This is a genomic window from Burkholderia savannae, assembly GCF_001524445.2.
Lineage (GTDB): Bacteria > Pseudomonadota > Gammaproteobacteria > Burkholderiales > Burkholderiaceae > Burkholderia > Burkholderia savannae.
In genome coordinates this window covers 364,476-388,121 of record NZ_CP013418.1, presented here as the reverse complement: position 1 = coordinate 388,121, position 23,646 = coordinate 364,476, and the positions used below count along the sequence as shown (strand labels likewise).

Here is a 23,646-nt window from a genome sequence, read left to right as displayed (position 1 = left end):
TCGCTAGCGCTGCCGATGCCGATGCTGATGCCGATGCCGATTCAACCGGCAGCGGAATGCGCGCCGACGAACGCCCGCAGCCGCGCGTCGCGAATCTCCAGCACGTCGAACAATCCGAGCGCGCGCAGCGACGGTAGCGTGTCGAGCAAGTCGCGCTCGGCCTGCGCGTGCGCCTGCGCCGACGCGTGCGCGTCGCTCCAGACGCGCGCGTTGGCGAGAAACGCGGCGACCGTCCCTTTGCGAATCGATACGCCGTCGATCTCGACGCGGTTGACGTGATCGGGAAGGATGCCTTCTGCTTTCATCGCGGACTCCGGTGTGGTGGTGACGAAGCTCCACTGTAGATGGCCCGGCGCAGCGAGACTGCGGCATCAAAGCCAATCGATACGCCGTTTGCGCCATGGCGGGCGCCGGGATTCGCGCGGCGCATGCCGCTTCGGCGCACGCGTCGGCGTCGGCGTCGGGCGAGCAGGCCGCGCGGCATCGGACTCAGACGCGTCGAACAAGGCTGACGCCGGCGCGCATGCCGCAAGCCACGACCGCTCGCGCGCGAAGATCAGCCCCCGCGCGAAAACTTGCCGACGTCGATGCCGAGCTCGTTCGCCATGTGCTCGACGAACGCGCGCAGTTGCGCGAGCTCCGCCGTCAGCGCCTTCTGCTCGGCCTTCAGCGCTTCGAACTCCGACGGCGGCACCGCGTCGTCCTGCGCGCCGCGCGCGGGCGCTTCGTCCGGCGCGATGTCGCCGCACAGCAGATGCATCCACCGGCTCTCGCGCTCGCCCGGCGCGCGCGCGAGCTTGACGACGAGCGGCGGCGTGCGCGCGGCGAGCTCGTCGAGGAACGCCTCGACCGACGAGATGTCGGCGAAGCCGTGCAGGCGCGCGGTGTTCAGGCGCAGCTCCGCGCCCGTCTGCGGACCGCGCAGCAGCAGCATCGTCAGCAACGCGGCCGCCTGGCTCGGAATGCCGAGCACGCGGTTCATGTTGTGCTCGAAGCGCGGCACGCGGCTGCTGCTGCCCTCCGACGCGAGGCTCAGACGCTTCAGGCCGTCGATCGCCGTGAGCACCTCGGCCTCCGACACGTTCATCACCGGCGATCGGGCGGTCTTCTGATTGCAGCCGGCCGTCAGCGCGTTGAGCGACAGCGGATAGGTATCCGGAACCGTGTGCTGCTTCTCGATCAATACGCCGAGCACGCGCGCTTCGAGCGGCGTGAGGGCGCGAATGGCGGGGCGTTGGGATGCATCGGGAGTGGAATTCATAGTGACGTCGCTGCGGGCTGTGCTGGTGTTGAAACAGGATCAAACAGGATCTTTCGGCTGCAGGACAATCCCGGCAGGCGAACCGAATCAAATGATAGCCGGGCTCGACGCTTCGGGTAATACCCGCTTGCGCGCCGCGCGATCGCGACGAGGCGCGATCATGGCCGCCGCGGCGGCAGCCGCCCGCGAACGCGTTAAGCGGATACGTGGCTCGTCGGCCGCAACACAGCAATGCGGCGCCGCGCCCGGCACGCGCGCGCATCCGCTCGCATCGGCATGGAATAACGGCGCGACGCCGCACGTTTACGCCGAGCGGCCATGCGCGCGGCGTTTGGCCGCGGGGCGGCCGCGCGCCCGTCTCATTTGTGCCGTCCGGCAATCGGCTGCTGTTCGACGTTTCGAAAATGGAGTCAAGCCATGAAAGCTCTACGTCATGTTTCATCCCCCGACCCGCCCGCGTCACTCCCGCCGCCTGCTTGCGAACGCTCGCGCGCGCCCGTCGCGCGTGCCGCGCCGCCGCGCGCGGCCTGCGCAACGCCGTCTGCGGCGCCGGCATCGTCGCGCTATCGTCCGGCTTCGCGTGGGCGAGCGGCAACGAGACGATTCTTCCGCCATCGGCGATGACCGGGTCGACGGTCCCCGCGAACGGCGATCTCAATCCGTACGGCATCGCATTCGTGCCGAGCGGCGTGCCCTCATGGAGCACGCTGAAGCCGGGCGACGTCGTCGTCTCGAACTTCAACAACACAGCGAACCTGCAGGGCACCGGCACGACGATCGTGAAGCTCGTGCCGAACGGCGATCCCGTGGTCTTCTTCCAGGGCGGCAACGTCGGCCTCACCACCGCGCTCGCGGTGCTCCACAGCGGCTTCGTGCTCGTCGGCAACCTGCCGACGAAGGACGGCACGACGCTCGCGTCGTCCGGCTCGCTGCTCGTCGTCAATCCGCAAGGCACGCTCGTCAAGGAACTGACCAGCCCCGCGCTGCTCGACGGGCCGTGGGATCTCGCGGTGATCGACCGGGGGCAACGCATCACGGCGTTCGTGTCGAACGTGCTGAACGGCACGGTGGCGCGGCTCGACATGACGATCGGCGAGAACGGCGTCACGGTGCTGCCGAGCTCGCTCGTCATCGCGTCGGGCTATCTGCATCGAAGCGATCCGGCGGCGCTCGTCGTCGGGCCGACGGGCCTCGCATACGATTCGACCCGCGACGTGCTGTACGTCGCGTCGACGGGCGACAACGCGGTGTTCGCGATTCACGGCGCCGCGTCGACGACGCGCAACAACGGCGTCGGGCGCATGATCTATTTCGACAACATGCACCTGCACGGGCCGCTCGCGCTGGCGCTCGCGCCGAACGGCCACCTCGTCACCGCGAACGGCGACGCCGTCAATGCCGATCCGAATCAGCCGAGCGAAATCGTCGAGTTCACGCCCGAGGGGCGCTTCATCGCGCAAATGCAAGTCGACTCGGTGCCGGGGGCGGCGTTCGGACTCGCGTTCGGGGCGAGCGGCGGCGGGCAGCCGCAATTCGCGGCCGTCGACGACAACACGAACACGGCGACCGTCTGGACGCTGCGTCAAGACAAAGGCAACTGATTCCGAAGGCTCGGCCGCAGCGGGCCGCCGGCGGCAAGGATTCGCGCCGGCGGCCCGGATCTCGCGGCGTCGGACGACGAACGCCGAATCCGGGCGATGCATCGCGGCCGAATCGGCCGCTTCCTTCCGGATGCGCGACGAACGGCGATGCGGAATTCGTCATGGCTCGCGCCGCCCCGCCCGACACGCGCCGACGATCGGCGAGCACGGCATGCCGATCGACGCGCCGCCGCTCATCGATCCAGCTCGGCGTAATGCCGGAAGATCCCCTGCTCGTTGAACGGAATGCGCCGACCGGACGCCAGATAGCGCGCGATCGGCGGATGCTGCGCGATCCTGTCGTGCAGCTCGACCAGCCCGGCATGCTTCTTCTCGATACGCGCCATCGCCTTCGGAAACGCGTAGCGCAAGCCCTCGATCAGCTGGAACATCGACAGATCCATATACGTCAGGCCGCCGCCCGCCATGTAGCCGCTCTTGTGCGGATTGTGCGCGAGCACCTTGCCGAAATAGCCGAGGAACTTCGGCAGCCGATGCTTGATGAAATCCTCCGCCCGCATCGCGGCTTGCGCTTTCTGGTCCTCGTAATACAGGCCGCTTGCGATCGGATGGTGACTGTCGTGAACCTCGACGACGAAATCGGACACCGTCAGCTGCAATTGATGCGTCCACAGCCGCCCTGCGTCGTCGCGCGGCGCGAGGTGATGCCGCGCGCCGAGGAACAGCAGGATGTTGGCCGTTTGCCCGATGATCTGCTCGCCCGCCTTGAGGAACGGCGGCGCGAACGGCAGGCACTCCAGCGAATCGCTCTCCAGGAGCCCCATCATCGCCGACACGCCCAGGCCCTTGCGCGGCGATTCGCGCGCGACGTCCACGTATTCGGCTTCGGCCGCCTCGAGCGCGAGCCGCACGAATTCGCCGCGCCCCTGGATGTCCGGCCAGTAGTAAAGCTCGTAGCGCATGCTGCCTCCCTTTCGTTGCGTGAAAGACGTTCGAACCGGCACTCGGCTTCGAGTTTCGCGGCCGAGCATCGCGGCTCGCCCCGCAAACGGAAAACGACAGTCTAGGCGCAAACCGCGGCCGACGTAGTCATGACGCGGCGGCCGCGCCGGCCGCGGCGTTCGGAAGGCCCAGGCAAACGGCACCCGCGATCCGCCGCCGCGCCCGCATACGCGAGCGCGAAGCGCGCGAAGCATGCCCGCGCGCGCTCGACGATCGCGGGCAGCGCGATCGTCGGCGACAGCAGCATGCCGACGACGAGGCAGGTCTTGCGTGCGGCGGCGGCGCTCCAGCCGCGCCGGCATTGGCCATCGGACACATAGCCGCGCCACTGCTCGTCGTTGAAATCGATGTGCCAATTCAACCCTGAGCGACCCTTCGGGATGGCATCCTGACGATGGTTTCCCGAGCACACCGGCCGTTCGCGTTACGCCCGTGCGCTGGCCAGACGATGGATCGCGGCCGGCGTCAGAACGCGCTGGGGCACCCCGTGGCGCGCCGCGTTGAGCATCGCATCGCCAACGGCCCGGGTGGTCAGGACGCTGGCGGGTGAAATTCGCCGAAGCAACAGCAGCAGCGGTTTGAGTGCGACGTACATCCAGCGATACGAAGCCGTGCGCGACTGAATGCCGTTCTCAGGCAGGATCGCGGATGGGCGGAAAATGACCACTTGCCGGAATGGCAGTCGCTGCAGCGCATTCTCGATTTGGCCGCGAACGCGAGCCCACATGCTTCGGCCTTGTTCACTGCTGTCGGCGCCGGCGCCGGATACATAAACCATCGTCATGGCAGGGCTCACGCGAAGCAGTTCCCGGGCGACATTGAGCGTGAGGTCGTAGGTTACCGCGCGATAGGCGGCCTCGGACAAGCCGAAAGACGACACCCCTGCGCAGAAAAAGCAGGCGTCGACACCGGCGAACGTGTCGTCCATGGCCCGAAAACTTGCGAGGTCGGGCAAGGTGAATACCTTGACCCGCGGGTCCACGCCCCCCTCCAGCGCGCGCCGGCCGATGACGATGATTTCGGCGACGTCCTCCGCTGCGAGGCAGGCACGCAATACACCCTGGCCGACCATGCCGGTCGCGCCGATCAGTACGACGCGCATGCGTTCACTCCGCGGGCCATTCGAGCGGTGCCGCGCCGAAATCGGCTGCAAGCGTCACGGCCTTCCAGTTTTGCCCGGTCTCGCGGCGGACGTCCTCCTCGGCTTCGACGACCTGCCAGGCATCCGAGCCAAGCACCAGCCGCGCCGGCACGAATTCACGCGAAGCCAGCATGACGATCAGTTTAGCGACGCGCTCGGGATCTCCCACTTCATGGCCCACGTACGCGTCGATCAGCGCCTTGAACCCGGCCATCGATTGCTGATAGTCCCGGGGAAGGTCTTGCAGTGTCGAACGCGCCTCGTATCCCCATTCGGTGCGCATGCCGCCTGGTTCCAGCGTGCAGACGCGGATGCCGAACGGTGCGAGTTCCTTGCCGACGACATCGCTGAATCCGCCGACGGCCCATTTCGCCGACTGGTAAGCGGAGAGTCCCGGGCTGCTGATGCGGCCGCCCGCCGATGAAATCTGAAAGATGTGGCCGCTGCCCTGCGAGCGCATCACCGGAATGACTGCGCGCGTGAGGTTGACCACTCCAAAAAGATTGGTTTCGAACTGTGCGCGGAAATCGTCCGAAGACGTGTACTCGAACGGCTGGACATGGCCGTAACCGGCGTTGTTGACGAGTGCGTCCAGACGCCCGAACCGGCGCACCGCTTCGGCTACGGCGCGCTTTGCCCGCTCCTCGTTGGTCACGTCCAGCTCGAACGTCGCCAGACGCTCGCCGTGACGCGCCTGCAAATCGGCGAACCGCGAAGTGTCGCGCGCGGTGGCCAGAACCATGCCGTCGTCCTGCAAGGCGGCCTCGAGAATGGCGCGGCCGAGCCCTCGGGACGCGCCGGTAATCAACCAGACTTTTGACATGATCGTAGAACCTCCGTTATGCGCCGACATCCGCGCGATGAAAATGAAATGCCATGAATGGAGAAGCGCCGTGCCTCGCCCATGCAATCAGGCGTCTGCCGGGCCCGACCGCTGCCGCGCTCGTGGCGTGCGGCGATCTTTCGGGCGGGCCGCGGCCGGCGCCGCGGCAATGGTTACTGGGGATTGAATCCCGCCTTGCCTTCGAACATCACCGAACCGGCGAGGTCCTTTTGGGCCTGCAGCGCGGCGAGGCTCCGGCTATAAGCGGCTTCGAGCACCGCGTAGGCGTCCCCGCCGAGGACGGTGCGCAGCGGCGGCTCCGGCAACTGGCTGATCGCATAGATGGCGCCGGCCATTTTCACGGGATCGCCCGATGCGTATTCATCGCCGACCGCCTTGATCTGCTGGCGCAGCTTGCCGACCACGCCGTCCTTGTAGCAGGCGAGTTCGTCGGTCCAGCGAATGTTGGCCACGAAGCCCGTCTTGATGGAGCCCGGTTCGACGATGAGGGTCTTGATGCCGAATTCGGCCACTTCCTGGCTCACCGCTTCCGCAAAACCCTCGAGGCCGTATTTCGCAGCGTGATAGAGCGAGCCGCTCGGGAAGGCGGCGCGTCCTCCGACACTGGTGACATGGACGAACGTGCCGTGCTTTCGCGCGCGCATCGCGCCGAGGAAGGCGCGCGTGATGTGGATGGGCGCGAGCAGATTGAGCGCGATCTGCTGCTCGATGTCGGCTTCGGTCATTTCCTCCATTGCGCCGATGACGGCGCCACCCGCGTTGTTGACGACCACATCGACATCGGGATGGCGCGCCGCGACGGCCTGCACCTGCTCAGGACGGGTCACGTCGACCGACTCCACTTCGAGCGCATCGGGCCAGGCTTCCTTCAGCGCCTGCAGCGCTGCGACTCGTCGCACCGCGGCAACCACACGATGCCCGTCGGCGAGCACTTTTTCGGTGAGGGCCAAACCGAGCCCGCCGGATGCTCCGGTAATGAACCACTTCTGACTGCGCATGATGATTGCTCCCTCCAATATTGAGCGCGTACGCGCTCACTTAAAATGCAAAAAAATTACTCCGTGACAGCTCTCCACGCGGCACGAAACCCCAGTTGCCGATGACGTTCGGCACCCTCGGGTTCCCTGTCGACGTACTCGATCGTGATGTCGGCAATGCGCTCGATCACGGCGTAAAGAAACGCAATCGGCGCATCGGCAAGCACGCCGTTCTGCACCGCATCCTCCATCATCCGGGACACGGCCAGGAACGGCTCCATGCCTCGTGCCCGCGTTCCTTCCTGCAGCACTCCCGAAGCCGACAGCTTCGAAAGCGCAAGGCGCCCGGCCGCATTGGCCAGCCCCCAGCCCACGTAACGCTGGAAGATGTGTTCCATGCGAAGCCGGTAGCTCGCGTTATCCGGATAGTCTGGCATGACATAATCGGCCAGCTCGTTTTTGAGGTGCAGGTACAGTTCCTGGAACAGGACTTCCTTGTTCTCGAAGTAGGTGAACAGCGTTCCTTCCGCGACTCCCGCGCCGCGGGCGATGCTCGCCGTGCTCGCCAGCACGCCTTGGTCGGCAACGGCCTGCGTCGCCGACAACAAAAGGGCATTGCGTTTTTCCGGGCTCAGAGGGCGCGCCATCGTGGTTCGAATCGAAAAAGAGTGAGTACGCGCTCAATTATAGACGACATTCGAGATCGAGGCAAACTGCCCAGATTGCCGTGGCGAAGGCTTTAGACGCCCGCGCCGCGCACCGGGGACTGGGGACTGGGGACTGGGGACTGGGAACTGGGAACTGGGGACACTACCTCCGCTGCCGGCCGAATGCCGCCGGAGCCGGAAAATGGCGGATAGCCCCGTTACTATCTTCACGCCCCGATAATCGGGGTTTTGGCCAGCCAGGCCCGGTATGATTCCCGCCCCCAGTCGCAGTCATGATCCGGGGGGTGTTGTCACCGGGCCTGGTGGGTGGCTGGTGATCGCTGATAGGGGTTTGGCCGGGATATCCCGACGCCGTCCGTAACGTGGATGCCGAGACTTGCCACCGTTGTTGCAGGCCAATCCGTTCACTCTGCATAAACTGCGATGCAAGAAACCCAACAACATGACGCCATCGATATCTTCATCGGCGTCGACGTCGGTAAAGGCCAGCATCACGCCGTTGCACTCGATCGAAATGGCAAGCGTCTGTACAACCAGGCGCTACCCAACGACGAGGTCAAGCTGCGAGCCCTCATCGCCGAGCTCAAGACTCACGGCCGACTTCTGTTCGTCGTCGACCAGCCTTCCACCATAGGTGCGCTTCCTGTAGCCGTCGCCCGTGCTGAAGGCATACTCGTCGCCTATCTTCCCGGACTGGCCATGCGCCGTATTGCCGATCTGCACGCCGGCGAAGCCAAGACCGATGCCCGCGATGCCGCGATCATCGCCGAAGCCGCTCGCTCGATGCCGCATACGCTGCGCTCGCTTCGACTCGCCGACGAGCAGCTCGCCGAGCTCACCATGCTGTGCGGCTTCGATGACGACCTCGCCGCTCAGGTCACGCAGACCAGCAACCGCATTCGCGGCTTGCTTACTCAAATCCATCCGGCGCTCGAGCGCGTTCTCGGACCGCGCCTCGACCATCCGGCGGTGCTCGATCTGCTTGAGCGCTACCCGTCCCCAAGCGCACTTGCCGCTGCCAGCGAGAAGACCCTCGCCAACCGCCTCATCAAGCTCGCACCGCGCATGGGCAAGAACTTGGCGGCCGAAATCGTTCACGCGCTGAACGAGCAAGCCGTGATCGTGCCCGGCACGCAGGCTGCCACCATCGTCATGCCTCGTTTGGCCCAGCAACTCGCCGCCTTGCGCAAGCAGCGTGACGAAATCGCCGCCGAAGTTGAGCGGCTGGTGCTTGCTCACCCTCTTTGGCCGGTCCTGACCAGCATGCCGGGAGTCGGCGTCAGGACCGCCGCCAGACTCCTGACCGAAGTCGCCCATAAAGCCTTCGCCTCCGCCGCGCATCTGGCGGCCTACGCTGGCCTCGCGCCGGTCACCCGGCGCTCAGGCTCGTCGATCCGTGGCGAGCATCCATCCAGACGGGGCAACAAGGTGCTCAAGCGAGCCTTGTTCCTCTCTGCCTTCGCGGCCTTACGAGACCCAGTCTCGCGGGCCTATTACTCGCGCAAGATCCAGCAAGGCAAGCGCCACAACCAGGCCCTCATCGCACTGGCACGACGACGCTGCGACGTCCTGTTCGCCATGCTGCGTGATGGCACCATTTACCAACCCAAGTCAGCCCCTAACGCTTGACGAAAGACATAGGGGCACCCCCCATGACAGCCAGATGCCAAGGAATCAATCGCAACCGCCAATCAATCGACGCGACAACGGCATGCCAATTCCCAAAGCGCCCAAAATCCGCCGTTGCCGTACGTAGCCTCCGTCGAATTCACACCGCACCGTCGCCCTCCAACTCCACATACCCCTCCACCTCCCCCGCCACAAACAACCGCTTCCCCAACCGCGGATAATCACAGACATCCTGCTCCAACCGCTGCCCCGCCGCGATGAATACGAGGGGCACATCCCCCGAGTTCTTCAGCACATGCGCCGGCCCGCGCTGCGCGAACCCCAGAAAATCGCCCGGCCCGACCGGAAACGTCCGTTCGCCGATCGTCGCCTCGCCGTACCCGGACAGGATGTACACGCACTCCTCTTCGTAAAGATGCCGGTGGTACTCGGACGATTCGTGCCCCGGCATGATCGTGATGATCAGAAACCCGAACTGCGTGATCCCGGTCTTGTCGCTCAGCGGCTTCTTCAAGCGCACCGCGTTCTCGTTCAGCGTATGGACCGAACGCACTACGTCCATCGCTTCGATATCGGCGGCTTTCAGCAATTCCGGAGGGGTGTTCGGCATGATTGAGCTCGCTCCAATGGGGACAAGTTTGATGTGAGTAAAACAATCGCAACCAGGGCACCGCGCGACGCAACGCAATGAAGCGCGAGCGCCAAGCCAAGCCAAGCCAAGCACGGGCGCGATCTCGAACGCAAGCGAAAGCACGATTCGATTCGACTCGCCCAAACCGCGCCCGCCGGCCGCGCCGCACCTAGATCAACCGCCGCCGCTCCAGTTCGTCCGCCAGCGCCTGGGCGCTCACGAACTTGCATCCCAGCAACCCCGCCTTCACCGCGCCCTCGACGTTCGAATCCGCATCGTCGATGAACAGCGTCTCTTGCGCCGTCGCGCCGAGCCATCCGACGCATCCCAGATAAGCCTGCGCATCCGGCTTCGCCGCGCCGAACGTCGCCGACGGATAGACGTCCGCGCCGAACACGCGCGCAACGGGCGGATTCAGATAATCGATGTAATCGGTCACGAGCCGGCAGTTGTTCGTCAGCACCGCGATCCGGCTGCGCTGCGCGACGCGCTCGGCGAGCGCGACGACGTCCAGGTTCGGCGTGATCGACGCCTTGCGCGCGATCAGCCAGTCGTCGCGGCTCACCGGCGCGCCGAGCAGCTCGGCCAGCTCGCTCAGGTATCGGTCGACGCCGATGAGCCCCGCGTCGGCGCGCGCTTCGAGCCCCGACTCCCAGATCGCATGGCGCACCGCGTCGGGCGGCCGCCCCGTCAGGTCGGCCAGGCGCGCGGTGCGTGCGGCGCGGTCGTAGTCCGACAATACGCCCTCCATATCGAACAGGACCAGCTTGATCGGCGGCGTCATGCGGTCGGCCTCGCGTGGAGCGCCCGGAAGCGCCGCGCCGCCGGCGGGCGGCGGGTTCCGGGCAGCGGAAAACTTCTATTCTGGTCGCCCCGGCGCGGTTTCGCCAAAACCCATCTCCCAAGGGTTATCCCGAATGCCCACGTCAAATCAAAGTTGTATGATGACCACATCACCTTACAAAATGAACGCCATGTTCGAGAAAATTCCGACCCGGGCGATGAGCGACACGGTCGCCCAGCAGCTTCTGAAGCAGATCGAGATCGGCAGCTTCGCCGGCACCGGCAAGCTGCCGACCGAAGCCGTGCTCGCGCAGGAATTCGGCGTGAGCCGCACGGTGATTCGCGAGGCGATCTCGCGTCTGAAGAACGAGGGCGTCGTCGAGCCGCGTCAGGGCAGCGGCGTCTACATCGCGCAGCACGCGGCGATCCGCCCGCTGCGGATCGATTACGCGGAGGCGGTCGAGGCGAGCTCGCTGCCGCATCTGCTCGCGGTGCGTCGCGCGATCGAGGCCGAGGTCGCCGCCGAAGCCGCGCTCTGCCGCACCGACGAGGACATGGACGACATCGACGCCGCGCTCGCGAAGATCGACGATGCGGTCGCCGAAGGCCGCGACGGCGTCGCGGAGGACGTCGCGTTCCACCGGACGATCGCGAGCGTCACCGGCAATCCGTACTTCCTGAAGACGCTGAGCTTCCTGAATCAGTACCTCGAAGCGGGCGTGAAGGTCACGCGCGGCAACGAGGCCACCCGCGAGGACTTCTCACGGCAGGTGCGCGAGGAGCACGCGGCGATCGCCGACGCGATCCGCGCGCGCGATCCGTCCGCGGCCCGCAACGCGGCCCGCGCGCACATGTACAACGCGGCTCGCCGTCTCGAGCAAGCCTGCATTTGCTGAGCCGCGCTTCGCGAGCGGCCGCACGGCGCGCGCGGAGCGCCCACGAACGAATCTAATCGAATCAGGAAGAAGTTTGACCATGTCACGGAATGTTGGAGTCATCGGACTGGGCGCGATGGGCCTGGGTGTCGCGCGCTCGCTGTTGCGCGCGGGCTTTCGGGTGCATGCGTGCGACGTGCGCGAGAACGTGCTCGCCGCGTTCGCCGCCGAAGGCGGCTTGCGCTGCGCGACGCCCGCCGAGCTCGGCGCGCGGTGCGACGTCGTGATCACGCTCGTCGTCAACGCGGAGCAAACCGACGCCGTGCTGTTCGGCGAGCACGGCGCGGCGGCCGCGATGCAGCCCGGCGGCGTCGTGATCTCGAGCGCGACGGTCGCGCCTGAGTTCGCGGCCGAGCTCGGCGCGCGGCTCGCGGCGGCGGGCGTGCTGATGCTCGATGCGCCCGTATCGGGCGGCGCCGCGCGCGCGGCGGCGGGCGAAATGACGATGATGACGTCGGGCCCCGCCGCCGCGTACGAAACGTGCGACGACGTGCTCGCCGCGATCGCGGGCAAGGTCTACCGGCTCGGCGGCGCGCACGGCGCGGGCTCGAAGGTGAAGATCATCAATCAGCTGCTCGCGGGCGTGCACATCGCGGCGGCGGCCGAGGCGATGGCGCTCGGCCTGCGCGAAGGCGTCGATCCCGACGCGCTCTACGACGTGATCACGCACAGCGCCGGCAATTCGTGGATGTTCGAGAACCGCGTGCCGCACATCCTGAACGGCGACTTCACGCCGCTGTCGGCCGTCGACATCTTCGTGAAGGATCTCGGCCTCGTGCTCGACACCGCGCGCCGCGCCAAATTCCCGCTGCCGCTGTCGGCCGCCGCGCACCAGATGTTCCTGAGCGCGTCGAGCGCGGGCCACGGCGGCGAGGACGACTCGGCCGTCATCAAGACGTTCCCCGGCATCACGCTGCCGGCGCGCGGCTGATTCTCCGGAGCCTCCCGTCGCCATGAACACCGATCACGCCTCTCGCCCCCCGCTCGGCTGCATCGCCGACGATTTCACCGGCGCGACCGATCTCGCGAACATGCTCGTCAAGAGCGGCATGCGCACCGTGCAGACGATCGGCGTGCCGGCCGACGGCGCGCCCGTGCAAGCCGATGCGATCGTCGTCGCGCTGAAATCGCGCACGCTCTGCGCCGCCGACGCGGTCGCGCAATCGCTCGCCGCGCTCGACTGGCTGCGCGCGCAGGGCTGCCGCCAGTTCTTCTTCAAATACTGCTCGACGTTCGATTCGACCGACGCGGGCAACATCGGCCCCGTCGCCGATGCGCTGCTCGACGCGCTCGGCGGCGAGCGCGCGTTCACGATCGCGTGCCCCGCGTTTCCGGAGAACGGCCGCACGGTCTATCGCGGCCATCTGTTCGTCGGCGATGCGCTGCTCAATGAATCCGGGATGGAAAACCATCCGCTCACGCCGATGACGGACGCGAACCTCGTGCGCGTGCTGCAGCGGCAGACGGCATCGAAGGTCGGCCTGATCCGCCGTGACGCGATCGCGCTCGGCGCGTGCGCCGTGCGCGAGACGATCGACGCGCTGCGCCGCGACGGCGTGCGGATTGCGATCGCAGACGCGCTGACCGACCGCGATCTGCACGTGCTCGGCGAAGCGTGCGCGGACCTGCCCCTCGTCACGGGCGGCTCGGGCGTCGCGCTCGGCCTGCCCGCGAACTTCCGGCTCGGCGGGCTCTTGCCCGAGCGCCGCGACGCGGCCGCGCTGCCGAGGATCGACGGCGCATCGGCGGTGCTCGCCGGCAGCGCGTCGAAGGCGACCAACGCGCAAGTCGCCGCGTGGCGCGCCGAGCGTCCGGCATTCCGGATCGATCCGCTCGCGGCCGCGCGCGGCGAGCCCGTCGTCGAGCAGGCGCTCGCGTTCGCGCGCGCGCATCTGCCGCAGCCCGTGCTGATCTACGCGAGCGCCTCGCCCGACGAAGTGAAACGGGTGCAACAGGCGCTCGGCGTCGAGGCGGCCGGCCATCTCGTCGAGGCGACGCTCGCCGCGATCGCGCGCGGGCTGCGCGAGATGGGCGTGCGCAAGTTCGTCGTCGCGGGCGGCGAAACGTCCGGCGCGGTCGTGCAGGCGCTCGACGTGAAGGCGCTGCAGATCGGCGCGCAGATCGATCCCGGCGTGCCCGCCACCGCGACGACCGGAGCAGGCCCCCGCGGGACGACCGGAGCAGGCCCCCGCGCGACGCTCGACGCCGAGCCGCTCGGCCTCGCGCTCAAATCCGGCAACTTCGGCGCGACCGATTTCTTCGACAAGGCGCTGCGCGCGCTGGAGGGCGCGGCATGAGCACCGCCGAAGCGAAGCTGCGCGACGAGATCTGCGAGATCGGCGCGAGCCTCTACGCGCGCGGCCATGCGGTCGGCAGCGCGGGCAACATCAGCGCGAAGCTCGACGACGGCTGGCTGATCACGCCGACCGACGCGTGCCTCGGCCGGCTCGACCCCGCCGGCATCGCGAAGGTCGATCTCGCGGGCCACGCGGTGTCGGGCGGCAAGCCGTCGAAGACGCTCGCGCTGCATCGCGGCATCTACGCGCGCAACGCGCAAGCGCGCGGCATCGTCCACACGCATTCGACGCACCTCGTCGCGCTCACGCTCGCGGGCGTCTGGAGCGAGGCCGACGTGCTGCCGCCGATCACGCCGTACTACGTGATGAAGGTCGGCCACGTTCCGCTCATTCGTTATCGCCGGCCGGGCGACCCCGCGGTGGCCGCCGAAGTCGCGGCGCTCGCCGATCGCGTGCGCGGCGTGCTGCTCGAGCGGCTCGGCCCGGTCGTCTGGGGGCCGTCGGTCGCGCACGCGTCGTACGCGCTCGAGGAGCTCGAGGAAACCGCGCGCCTGTGGCTGATGACGCATCCGAAACCCGAGCCGCTCGACGACGCCGCGCTCGCCGAACTGCGCGATGCGTTCGGCGCGCGCTGGTAACGCAGTTCAGCCCGCCGTGTGCGCGGGCCCATCCACCAGCACACGACAAAACGCACCGGCCGCGCACGCGGCCGGCGTCGACAACTCATGGAGACAGCGGAAATGATTCCCAGCCAAGCAGCCGCGGCCCGGCCGCTCGAGGCGGCCGGACAGGCCGAGCTCGATCTGACCTACAAGAAAGTGTTCTGGCGCATCGTGCCGTTCCTGATGCTCTGCTACGTGGTCGCGTACCTGGACCGCGTGAACGTCGGCTTCGCGAAGCTGCAGATGTCGCAGGATCTCGCGTTCAGCGAGACCGTGTTCGGCCTCGGCGCGGGCATCTTCTTTCTCGGCTATTTCCTGTTCGAGCTGCCGAGCAACATGCTGATGCACCGGATCGGCGCGCGCATCTGGATCGCGCGGATCATGATCACCTGGGGCCTGCTGTCCGCGCTCTTCGCGTTCGTGAAGACGCCGACGCAGTTCTACGTGCTGCGCTTCCTGCTCGGCCTCGCGGAAGCGGGCTTCTATCCGGGCGTGATCCTGTACCTCACGTACTGGTTCCCGACGCACCGCCGCGCGAAGATCATCGCGGTGTTCATGTCGGCGATTCCGGTGTCGGGCATCTTCGGCAATCCGCTGTCCGGCTGGATCATGGAGCGCTTCCACGGCGGCTCGGGCTTTCAGGGCTGGCAATGGATGTTCGTGATCGAGGCGGTGCCCGCGATCGCGATCGGCATCGCGACGATCCTCTATCTCGACAACAGCATCCGCAGCGCGAAGTGGCTCACCGAGCGCGAGAAAAAGCTGCTGACCGACGCGATCGACGCGCAGCCGCACGAGCGCGACAAGCACGCGCACTCGCTCGCGAGCGTGCTGCGCGATCCGCGCATGTGGTGGATGTCGCTGATCTATTTCACGTTCGTCACCGGCCAGTACGGGCTCACGTTCTGGATGCCGACGCTCGTCAAATCGACGGGCATCACCGATACGCTGCAGATCGGCCTGCTGAGCGCGATTCCGTTCGCGTTCGCGATCGTCGCGATGAATCTCTTCGGCCACAGCGCGGACAAGCGCCGCGAGCGCCGCTGGCACCTGATCGTGCCCGCGCTGATGGGCACCGCCGGCTTCTCGGTGGCCGCCGCGTACTCGCACAACACCACCGTGTCGATCCTGTTCCTGTCGATCGCCGCGGGCGGCGTGCTCACCTGCGCGCCGCTCTTCTGGTCGCTGCCGACCGCGTTCCTCGCGGGCACGGGCGCCGCGGCCGGCATCGCGATCATCAACTCGATCGGCAACCTCGCCGGCTTCGCGAGCCCCTATCTGATCGGCTATCTGAAGGACGCGACGAGCAGCACGTCCGCCGGCATGTACGTGCTCGCCGCGATGCTCGTGATCGGCGCGATCGCCGTGTGGCTCACGCCGGCGAAGCTCGTCAACCGATAATCGATCGTCGGCGGCGCGGCGCACGCCGGAATGCGCGCCGTGCCGCCCGCCTTTCAACCTCCGGACCTGGAACCGACGCCATGCCACGCTTCGCCGCCAACCTCACGATGATGTACAACGAGCACGCGTTCCTCGAGCGCTTCGCCGCCGCGGCACGCGACGACTTCAAGGCGGTCGAGTACCTGTTTCCGTACGACTTCCCCGCCGCCGAGCTGAAATCGCGCCTCGACGCGAACGGCCTCGTGCAGGCGCTCTTCAACGCGCCGCCCGGCGACTGGGCGGCGGGCGAGCGCGGCATCGCGTCGCTGCCGGGCCGCGAGGACGAGTTCAAGCGCGCGATCGACACCGCGCTCGGCTACGCGCGCGTGATCGGCAACGACAAGATCCACGTGATGGCGGGCCTGATCGCACCGGAGCAGGATCGCGCGAAGCACCGCGACACGTACCTGCGCAATCTCGCGCACGCGGCCGAAGCAGCGCGCGCGCAGAACGCGACGATCGTCATCGAGCCGATCAACCCGCGCGACATGCCGGGCTTCTTCCTGAACCGCCAGGACGACGCGCAGGCGATCTGCCGCGAAGTCGGCGCGCCGAACCTGAAGGTGCAGTTCGACTGCTATCACTGCCAGATCGTCGAAGGCGATCTGGCGACGAAGTTGACGCGCGACATCGCGGGCATCGGCCACATCCAGATCGCCGGCGTGCCCGAGCGGCACGAGCCCGACGTCGGCGAAATCCACTATCCGTATCTGTTCGAGCTGATCGACGCGCTCGGCTACGACGGCTGGATCGGCTGCGAGTATCGGCCGAGGGCCGGCACGTCCGAGGGCCTCGGCTGGCTCGCACCCTACCTGTAATCCCGCATTCTCACGAGGCACATTGCGATGAAGGTTCTGATCACTGGCGGCGCCGGCTTTCTCGGCCAGCGTCTCGCGAAACAGCTGCTCGCGCGCGGCGAACTGGCCGGCCCGGACGGCGCGCCGCGGCGGATCGACGAGCTCGTGCTGCTCGACGTCGTCAAGGGCGGCGACTTCGGCGATCCGCGCGTGAGCGCGATCGTCGGCGACATCGGCGAGCGCGCCGTGCTCGACGCCGCGATCGACGCGCGCACGCACGCGATCTTCCATCTCGCCGCGATCGTCAGCGGCCAGGCGGAAGCCGATTTCGACCTCGGGATGCGCATCAACCTCGACGCGTCGCGCCTGTTGCTCGACGTGTGCCGCGCGCGCGGGCACCGGCCGCGCATCGTGTTCACGAGTTCGGTCGCGGTGTACGGCGGCGCGCTGCCCGAGCTCGTCGAGGACGACACCGCGCTCGATCCGCAGTCGTCGTACGGCGTGCAGAAGGCGATCGCCGAGCTGCTGCTGTCGGACTATACGCGCCGCGGCTTCGTCGACGGCCGCGTGCTGCGGCTGCCGACGATCAGCGTGCGGCCGGGCCGGCCGAACGCGGCGGCCTCGTCGTTCGCGAGCGGGATCATTCGCGAGCCGCTGAACGGCGAGGAGGCGGTCTGCCCGGTGCCGGGCGGCACGCGGCTTTGGCTGCTGTCGCCGCGCCGCGCGATCGACGCGCTCGTCGCCGGCTGCGAGCTCGACGGCGCGAAGCTCGGCAACCGGCGCGTGATCAACCTGCCGGGAATCTCGGTGACGGTTGACGAAATGATCGACGCGCTGCGCGAAGTCGCCGGCATCGACGCGGTGAAGCTGATCCGCCGCGCCGAGGACGAGCGCGTCGTGAAGATCGTCGGCAGCTGGCCGGGGCGATGGGACACGTCGCGCGCCGAAGCGCTCGGCCTGAAGGGCGATGCGAGCTTCGTCGACGTGATCCGCAACTACGTCGACGACGATCGGCGCTAAACCGCGCCGCCCGCGCTGCGCGGCGGGCGGGCGCGCCGAATCGGTTCCATTCGGGCTTGGGATTCGGGCTTGGGATTTGAGTCTGCGATTTGAGCCCGCGATTCGAGCCGACGATTCAAGCCGACGATTCGAGCGTGCGATTCGCCCGCCGCGCCGCGCGGTGCGGCCGCCCGCACCGCGCGGATACGCCCGACGCGCCTCCCCCGCCTGCCCCGACGCCCCGACACGTCGCCACCAGCCGCGCGCCACGCTCGGCCGGCGTTCCCTTTCTCCGCGCCGCCGCGAACCCGCTTACGTTTCGCCGATCGTTCGCTTCCACGCGACAAACGCATGCCCGCCTCGCACGCGGGGCGCTACGCTACTCGGGCGACCGACGCGGACCACCGCCGGGGCGTGATGAAACGAAATGAAACCCGACGAAACGCGGCGCGGCGGCCGGCGAACGCGCAACGCGCCGCGTTTGCGACTATCGTTATAAGAACCCGGTCCTTGATTTCACGCGGCGCGCCGCCGGACGACCGACCGACCGGCCGCGCCCGACGCGTCTGCCCGACGAACGCCTGGATATGGCTGCCATCTACGATTTCGGCGCGCGCAAGCTGCGCGACCTCTACGATCGACGAATCCATTGCGGCGCCGAGCTGGACGCGGCCGCGCTGTTTCCGGACGCCGCGCGCTTCACGGGCGCGTGGCGCGCGATCCGCGACGAAGCGCTCGCGGTGTCGCGCGACCTGAGCCGGATTCCGCGCTTCCACGAGATCATGCGCGAGCAGGCGGCGATCTCCGCGAACGACGCGCGCGACTGGCGCATGTTCATCATGCAGGCATACGGCGTGCGCTTCCCGCAGAACCTCGGGCGCTGCCCGACGCTCGCGTCGATCGTCGCGGCGTCGCCCGACGTGCTGTCCGCGTCGTTCTCGTTTCTCGCGCCGGGCAAGCGCATCCCGCCGCACCGCGGGCCGTTTCGCGGCATCCTGCGCGGCTATCTGGTGCTGTCGATGCCCAGGCGCGCTGACGGCGCGCCCGCCGCCGTCCTGAAGATCGACGGCCGCGACTACCGCCTCGACGACGGCCAGTTCCTGCTATGGGACGACACGTTCGAGCACGAAGTCTGGAACGAGAGCGACGACGTGCGGATCGTGCTGCTGCTCGACATCCGCCGCCGCGACCTGCCGACCGCGCTCGCGCTGCTGTCGGGCGCGCTGATCCGGATCGTGCGCGTCGCGATCCGGCTGCGCGGCGGCGCGATTCCGGTCTAGGGCCCGCTCACGCCGACGGCGGGCTTGCGCCGGCCGCGCCGCTCGCGCCGCCCCACGGCCAGCCGCGCGCCGCGCACGCGGCAATCACGGGAATCTCGGGAATCTCGGGAATCGCGACAACGCGCGCCGCACCGCTTCGCCACACAACGCTTCGCTTTCCGCGCGCGCCCTTCGCGCCGCGCGCGTGCGGCGCGCCGCCCCGCTCATAAGATTGCGGGCCTCGGCCGCTGTCGGCCGCCTCCACCCGCACGCCCATGATCCGAATTCCCGGCAACATCGTCGGCGCCCCGCTCGCCACGAACCTTGCAGCCTCGTTCGGCGACGAGCGGTTGCCGTCCTCGATCGACGCCGACATCGACGCCAATGTCCGGCAACAATTGAAACGACTGGTTCGACAAGCGATCCGCGAATGCGGCGGGCCCGATTCGCAGCGAACGCCGCATTCGTCGCAGCTGCCGCTGCGGTTCGCGATGACGTCTGCGGCCGATGCCGACGCCCCGCTGTCGCTCGTCGAATCGACGAACGATGCGCCAAACGATGCGCCGCCCGCGCGCTGCGTCGCATCGCCCGATCCGTCGATGGCGCGCTTTGCGGCGCAAATGCCGGACGCGCAGACGAAACGCCCGCCCGGCGACAACCGCACCGCGCAGCAGATCATCGACGACAATCCGCTCCTCAAGCACCTCGGCAACCAGAGCGGCATCCGCGACAAGCTGAACCAGTTCGTCGGCGGCGACATGTACAACGATCCCGATCAGGCGTACAAGGCCGCGGCGCTGCTCACGTACGTGAAGAGCGCGAAGAACCGCGAAGGCAGCGAGCGGCCGAACGACGTCGTCGGCGACGGCAAGATCGACGGGTTCACGAAGGACGGCGACGCGCGGCACGGCACCGAAGCGGGCCTGCTGCAGGACGTCGTGGGCGGCGGCGGCTGGCAGCATCTGCGCGAAACCGGTCACCAGCTCGACCAGACGAGCGACACGCACGTACGGCTCGACGGCACCAACAAGGACAATCTCCAATGGGGCTTCGAGCAGGCCGGCAAATATATCGTCGCGGTGTTCAAGGGCATCGGCAGGGCGGTCGTCGACATCGTCACGAAGGGCCGCTTCAATCCGGTGTCGGCGGTGCTGAGCGTCGTCAAGAACGTCGGCACGCAGGTCGCGAAACAGGCGGTCGAGGACAGCAACCTGTCGAGCGACGCGAAGCGAAAGGCGAACAAGGTGTTCGGCGCGCTCGATTTCTTCTGATCCGGCAGCCAACGCCGCGCCGGCGACGCCGGAAGCGAAACGGCGCGCGCGAGCGAACGCTCACCGCCACGGTATCGCGACGAGTAGCCGGCCGAACAGCGCCCACTTGACGACGTAATAGGCGGTGCGATTCCACGCCTTCATCCGCTTGCCGACGCGCCGATCGCGTACAGATAGCGGAACAGCCGGTTCAGGCCTCCCGTGCGGTCACCCGTTTCGTTCGGCGACGCCGCCGCGCGCATCCGAGCGCCGCCGATCGCGCCGTTCACCGCCTGCGCCCGGCGGTATCGCATCGGCCGCTCGATGTCGCGGAACAGAATGATGCGGTCCTGATCGGTGCGGTTCTCGGCCCAATGCAGATAGGTTTCGTCGAACATCACCGCCTCGCCGTCGCGCCACGCGTACGGATCGCCGTCGACGACGATCGCGCATTCGTCGTCGTTCGGCGTCGTTCGGCGTCGCGAGCCCGAGGTGATCGCGCAGCGACCCGGCGTACGGATCGCGATGCAGCCCGAGCTTGCCCCCCGGCGGCAGCTGCGCGAGCATCGCCGCCTTTACCGACGGAATCTTCGACAGGATCGCGAGCGAGCGCGGACGATGCGCGAGCGCCGACGGATGCGGACGGTCGTACCACTTCAGGCAGAACCGCTTCCAGCCCTTGCGGAAGAACGAATTGAAGCCGATGTCGTCGTACTCGCCCGACGCCTTGATCCGGCTGTCGTCGCGCAACGCGAGCGCCTCGTCGCGGAACGTGTTCCACTCGCGTCTGAGGATCGCGAACTCCGGAAAATGCGACTCGTCGAATACGGCGTATTCGGCACGGTGGAGAACGCGTAAGCGAAACAATTGAGCGGAGCGGTAAACGTCGAGTGATCGGGCAGTTGGCGGAAGAACCCGTGACGCACCTTTCCGCGTCGATGCGTGAACGCCGCGCACGCGACGAAGATGAACAGAACGGCCCGGCGCATTTCTTTTGCCCCCGTTACAGCGTATGCGGGCAATTCCAGGAGCCCGTTTGAAAATTGATGAAATGGCGAATTCCAGCTCATCTGGTCCACGCCTGCACTCCTTGCCGACGGGCTACTTGCAAAGCAGCGCGCTACATCAGCGTGGCTACGAGGGCGGAAATTTGCATTTCCAACCGGGCTCTAAGAAAACTTTCAGCTTTCTGCTTTTTGGAAGCGTCCGGGGAGCACGGCGCGCGACGGGCGCCGATGGCCGGAAGGTTTCAGGGGAAGGAAGGCGACCGCCCGCCTCGGCGACGCGCGCCGACGACCAAGCGGCCGACGGCCGCGCGACGCGGGGCTGTGCCCGCCTCGCGCGGCGAACCCGGCGTTACTGGATGCCGAGGTAATGCTTGACGGCGGGCAGGCCCGGCTTGCCGTCGAACGTCGTCACGCCGGCGAGCCACTTGTCGAGCGACTGCGGGTTCGCCTTCAGCCATTCGGCCGCCGCCTTGTTCGGCTCTTCCTTGTTCATGATCGGCAGCATCACGTGATTCTCGATCGACGTCGTGAACTGCAGATTCGACACGAACTTCGCGACGTTCGGGCAGCGCGCCGCGTAATCGGGCGGCGTCGCGGTCAGCACCTTCGCTTCGCCGTAATTCGGGCCGAACACGTCGTCGCCGCCGCTCAGGTAATCGATCTTCATCTGCACGTTCATCGGATGCGGCTCCCAGCCGAGGAACACGATCCACTGCTTGTCGCGGATCGCGCGGTTCACTTCGACGAGCATCCCCGCCTCGCTCGACTCGACGAGCTTGAACTTGCCGAGGCCGAACTGGTTGCCGTCGACCATCTTCTTGATGAGCGCGTTGCCGTCGTTGCCGGGCTCGATCCCGTAGATCTTGCCGTTCAGCTTGTCCGCGTACTTCTGGATGTCGGCGAACGACTTCAGGCCGCCCTGGTACACGTAGTCGGGCACCGCGAGCGTGTACTTCGCGCCCGTCAGGTTCGGCGCGGCGAGCACCTTGATCGTGCCTGCCTTCGTGAACGGCGCAATCATCGGGTCCATCGTCGGCGACCAGTAGCCGAGAAACACGTCGATCTGCTTGCTCTTGATCCCGGCGAACGTGATCGGCACCGACGCGATCGTCTTCGTCGGCGCATAACCGAGCCCGGCGAGCATCGTCGACGCGAGCCCCGTCGTCGCGGCGATGTCGGTCCAGCCGACGTCCGCAAAGCGCACGGCCTTGCAGGTCGGCGGATCGCCCGCCCGGGCGCTCGCGAGCGGCGCGGCCGCGATGGCGAGCCCGCAGGCCGCCGCGATCAGATTTCGCTTCATCGTGCTTCTCCTCATCTACAAAGATGTCGTCAACATGGGATCGATTCGTGGCTTGAACGCGCGCCGCGATCCCGGCGGCCGCGCGTTTCGTTCGATGCGCTCAGCGCGCCGGCACGCGCCGCTCGTGGCTCGGCGCATGGCCGAACTGCGCGCGGTACGCCTTGCTGAAATGGCACGGCGAATGAAAGCCGCAGATCGTCGTCACGCGCGCGATCGACGCGTCGGTGGTGCGCAGCAGATCGCGCGCGCGCTTCAGGCGCAGCGTCAGGTAGTAATGTGTCGGCGACACGTTCAGATAGACCTTGAACATCCGTTGCACATGGCGCTGCGACAGCCGCACGAGCCGCGCGAGCTCCTCGAGCGACAGCGGCTCCTCGATGTTCGCCTCCATCAGCCGCACGACTTCGATCAGCTCCGCGCGTGAGAAGCCGACGCGCGCGTCGACCGGAATCGGCTGCGGATCGGTCGCGCCGCGAATGCGCTCGAGAATGAACTGCTCGGAGACCTGCGCGGCGAGCGGCGGCCCGAGCCGCGCGCCGACGAGGTTCAGCATCAGGTCGAGCGGCGCGGTGCCGCCGGTGCAGGTCAGGCGGTCGCGATCGACGACGAACAGCTCGTCGGCGAAGCGCACCTGCGGAAACTCCGCATACAGCGCCGACAGGTTCTCCCAATGCACCGCGCACCGGTAGCCGTCGAGCAGCCCGCACGCCATCAGCGCGTACGCGCCCGTGCAGATGCCGCCGAGCGGCACGCCGCGCGCGGCGAGCGCCGCGAGCGCGCCGCGCACCGGCTCGTCGACCGCCTCGCGAATCCGGATGCCGCCGCAGACGATCATCGCGTCGGGCGGATCGTCGAGGTCGAGCGGCTGCGTCGGCCGCACCGCGATCCCGTTGCTCGCGCGCACGGGCGCGCCGTCGAGCGAGAAGATCGACCAGCGGTAGTGGTCGGCGCGCGCGACGTAGTTCGCCATGCGCAGCACTTCGACCGCGCTCGTGAACGCGATCATCGAGAAATTCGGCAACGTCAGGAACCCGAAATGCGCGACCGAGGAAACCGGCTCGGCGCAGTCGGCGGGTGCGGCAGCGGCGGCGGACGTCACATCGTTCTCCAGCGAACGGATTGCACGAAGCCGCTCCGGCGGCGGACGGCCCGCCGGAGACGAC

The 23,646-nt window shown here is 67.5% G+C and carries 24 protein-coding genes and 1 pseudogene; 11 read left to right on the top strand and 14 right to left on the bottom strand.

All coding sequences use genetic code 11. From position 1 onward, the window contains the following. Positions 1–41: 41 nt before the first annotated feature. Positions 42–305 (bottom strand): hypothetical protein, encoded by a 264-nt coding sequence (locus tag WS78_RS22670; protein ID WP_059583889.1) that lies wholly within the window; start codon positions 303–305, stop codon positions 42–44. Positions 306–556: 251 nt separating this feature from the next. Then, a complete protein-coding gene (locus tag WS78_RS22665; protein ID WP_038752892.1) occupies positions 557–1,261 on the bottom strand; it encodes a YceH family protein in 705 nt (234 codons plus the stop codon). A 620-nt stretch (positions 1,262–1,881) separates the two neighbouring features. Here WS78_RS22665 and WS78_RS22660 point away from each other — a divergent pair. Beyond that, positions 1,882–2,862, top strand: a complete 981-nt coding sequence (locus tag WS78_RS22660) for an NHL repeat-containing protein (RefSeq protein WP_059583896.1) — start codon at positions 1,882–1,884, stop codon at positions 2,860–2,862. 233 nt (positions 2,863–3,095) lie between these two features. Here WS78_RS22660 and WS78_RS22655 read toward each other — a convergent pair whose 3' ends face one another. The 6 genes from WS78_RS22655 to WS78_RS22630 form a co-directional block, all read right to left on the bottom strand. Further along, a complete protein-coding gene (locus WS78_RS22655; protein WP_059583891.1) occupies positions 3,096–3,824 on the bottom strand; it encodes a glutathione S-transferase in 729 nt (242 codons plus the stop codon). Between the two features lie 101 nt (positions 3,825–3,925). After that, positions 3,926–4,225 (bottom strand): hypothetical protein, encoded by a 300-nt coding sequence (locus tag WS78_RS38380; RefSeq protein WP_059583892.1) that lies wholly within the window; start codon positions 4,223–4,225, stop codon positions 3,926–3,928. Between the two features lie 63 nt (positions 4,226–4,288). Then, positions 4,289–4,966 carry an NAD-dependent epimerase/dehydratase family protein gene (locus WS78_RS22645; RefSeq protein ID WP_059583894.1) on the bottom strand — a complete coding sequence of 226 codons (678 nt, stop codon included), beginning with the start codon at positions 4,964–4,966 and terminating at the stop codon, positions 4,289–4,291. Between the two features lie 4 nt (positions 4,967–4,970). After that, entirely contained in the window at positions 4,971–5,828 is an 858-nt protein-coding gene (locus tag WS78_RS22640) for an SDR family NAD(P)-dependent oxidoreductase (RefSeq protein WP_052145176.1), read from the bottom strand. 173 nt (positions 5,829–6,001) lie between these two features. Further along, positions 6,002–6,847, bottom strand: a complete 846-nt coding sequence (locus tag WS78_RS22635) for an SDR family NAD(P)-dependent oxidoreductase (protein ID WP_038753257.1) — start codon at positions 6,845–6,847, stop codon at positions 6,002–6,004. 56 nt (positions 6,848–6,903) lie between these two features. Continuing rightward, complete coding sequence (locus tag WS78_RS22630) at positions 6,904–7,473, bottom strand: TetR/AcrR family transcriptional regulator (RefSeq protein ID WP_038753255.1); 570 nt, start codon at positions 7,471–7,473, stop codon at positions 6,904–6,906. 444 nt (positions 7,474–7,917) lie between these two features. On the opposite strand from WS78_RS22630, the gene WS78_RS22625 reads away from it, so the two are divergent. Continuing rightward, positions 7,918–9,123: an IS110 family RNA-guided transposase gene (locus WS78_RS22625; RefSeq protein WP_059581319.1), complete on the top strand. Its 1,206-nt coding sequence runs from the start codon at positions 7,918–7,920 to the stop codon at positions 9,121–9,123. A gap of 139 nt (positions 9,124–9,262) precedes the next feature. Here the strand turns inward: WS78_RS22625 and WS78_RS22620 are convergent, their stop codons facing one another. Together WS78_RS22620 and WS78_RS22615 are read right to left on the bottom strand one after the other, a co-directional pair. Continuing rightward, positions 9,263–9,733: a cupin domain-containing protein gene (locus tag WS78_RS22620; RefSeq protein WP_038753253.1), complete on the bottom strand. Its 471-nt coding sequence runs from the start codon at positions 9,731–9,733 to the stop codon at positions 9,263–9,265. 190 nt (positions 9,734–9,923) lie between these two features. Continuing rightward, on the bottom strand, positions 9,924–10,538 hold the full coding sequence (locus tag WS78_RS22615) for an HAD family hydrolase (RefSeq protein ID WP_038753251.1): 615 nt from the start codon (positions 10,536–10,538) through the stop codon (positions 9,924–9,926). A gap of 190 nt (positions 10,539–10,728) precedes the next feature. On the opposite strand from WS78_RS22615, the gene WS78_RS22610 reads away from it, so the two are divergent. The 8 genes from WS78_RS22610 to WS78_RS22575 all read left to right on the top strand — a co-directional run bounded on the left by WS78_RS22610 (position 10,729) and on the right by WS78_RS22575 (position 18,947). Next, on the top strand, positions 10,729–11,433 hold the full coding sequence (locus WS78_RS22610) for a FadR/GntR family transcriptional regulator (RefSeq protein ID WP_059576449.1): 705 nt from the start codon (positions 10,729–10,731) through the stop codon (positions 11,431–11,433). A 79-nt stretch (positions 11,434–11,512) separates the two neighbouring features. Further along, positions 11,513–12,403 (top strand): L-threonate dehydrogenase, encoded by an 891-nt coding sequence (gene ltnD / locus WS78_RS22605; protein WP_059575894.1) that lies wholly within the window; start codon positions 11,513–11,515, stop codon positions 12,401–12,403. 22 nt (positions 12,404–12,425) lie between these two features. Further along, on the top strand, positions 12,426–13,769 hold the full coding sequence (otnK, locus tag WS78_RS22600) for a 3-oxo-tetronate kinase (protein ID WP_059575897.1): 1,344 nt from the start codon (positions 12,426–12,428) through the stop codon (positions 13,767–13,769). Then, positions 13,766–14,407 carry a 3-oxo-tetronate 4-phosphate decarboxylase gene (otnC, locus tag WS78_RS22595; RefSeq protein WP_059575898.1) on the top strand — a complete coding sequence of 214 codons (642 nt, stop codon included), beginning with the start codon at positions 13,766–13,768 and terminating at the stop codon, positions 14,405–14,407. The genes otnK and otnC overlap by 4 nt, the downstream gene beginning before the upstream one ends. Positions 14,408–14,509: 102 nt before the next feature. Beyond that, complete coding sequence (locus WS78_RS22590) at positions 14,510–15,832, top strand: MFS transporter (protein WP_059575900.1); 1,323 nt, start codon at positions 14,510–14,512, stop codon at positions 15,830–15,832. A gap of 80 nt (positions 15,833–15,912) precedes the next feature. Further along, positions 15,913–16,689, top strand: coding sequence for a 2-oxo-tetronate isomerase (gene otnI / locus WS78_RS22585; RefSeq protein ID WP_059575902.1), 777 nt, complete (start codon positions 15,913–15,915; stop codon positions 16,687–16,689). Positions 16,690–16,716: 27 nt separating this feature from the next. Continuing rightward, positions 16,717–17,688, top strand: coding sequence for a D-erythronate dehydrogenase (gene denD, locus WS78_RS22580; protein WP_059575904.1), 972 nt, complete (start codon positions 16,717–16,719; stop codon positions 17,686–17,688). Between the two features lie 566 nt (positions 17,689–18,254). Further along, a complete protein-coding gene (locus tag WS78_RS22575; protein WP_038753258.1) occupies positions 18,255–18,947 on the top strand; it encodes an aspartyl/asparaginyl beta-hydroxylase domain-containing protein in 693 nt (230 codons plus the stop codon). A 7-nt stretch (positions 18,948–18,954) separates the two neighbouring features. Here the strand turns inward: WS78_RS22575 and WS78_RS22570 are convergent, their stop codons facing one another. Then, a complete protein-coding gene (locus WS78_RS22570) occupies positions 18,955–19,302 on the bottom strand; it encodes a hypothetical protein (RefSeq protein ID WP_198174683.1) in 348 nt (115 codons plus the stop codon). A gap of 115 nt (positions 19,303–19,417) precedes the next feature. Here WS78_RS22570 and WS78_RS22565 point away from each other — a divergent pair, with 115 nt between their 5' ends. Continuing rightward, positions 19,418–20,197, top strand: coding sequence for a hypothetical protein (locus tag WS78_RS22565; protein ID WP_226377288.1), 780 nt, complete (start codon positions 19,418–19,420; stop codon positions 20,195–20,197). A 60-nt stretch (positions 20,198–20,257) separates the two neighbouring features. Here the strand turns inward: WS78_RS22565 and WS78_RS22560 are convergent. The 3 genes and pseudogenes from WS78_RS22560 to WS78_RS22550 all read right to left on the bottom strand — a co-directional run bounded on the left by WS78_RS22560 (position 20,258) and on the right by WS78_RS22550 (position 23,582). Next, positions 20,258–21,165 (bottom strand): annotated as a pseudogene (locus tag WS78_RS22560) (aspartyl/asparaginyl beta-hydroxylase domain-containing protein). A gap of 367 nt (positions 21,166–21,532) precedes the next feature. After that, positions 21,533–22,483: a choline ABC transporter substrate-binding protein gene (locus tag WS78_RS22555; protein WP_059575909.1), complete on the bottom strand. Its 951-nt coding sequence runs from the start codon at positions 22,481–22,483 to the stop codon at positions 21,533–21,535. 100 nt (positions 22,484–22,583) lie between these two features. After that, complete coding sequence (locus WS78_RS22550; RefSeq protein ID WP_038753232.1) at positions 22,584–23,582, bottom strand: GlxA family transcriptional regulator; 999 nt, start codon at positions 23,580–23,582, stop codon at positions 22,584–22,586. Between the last annotated feature and the right edge of the window lie 64 nt (positions 23,583–23,646).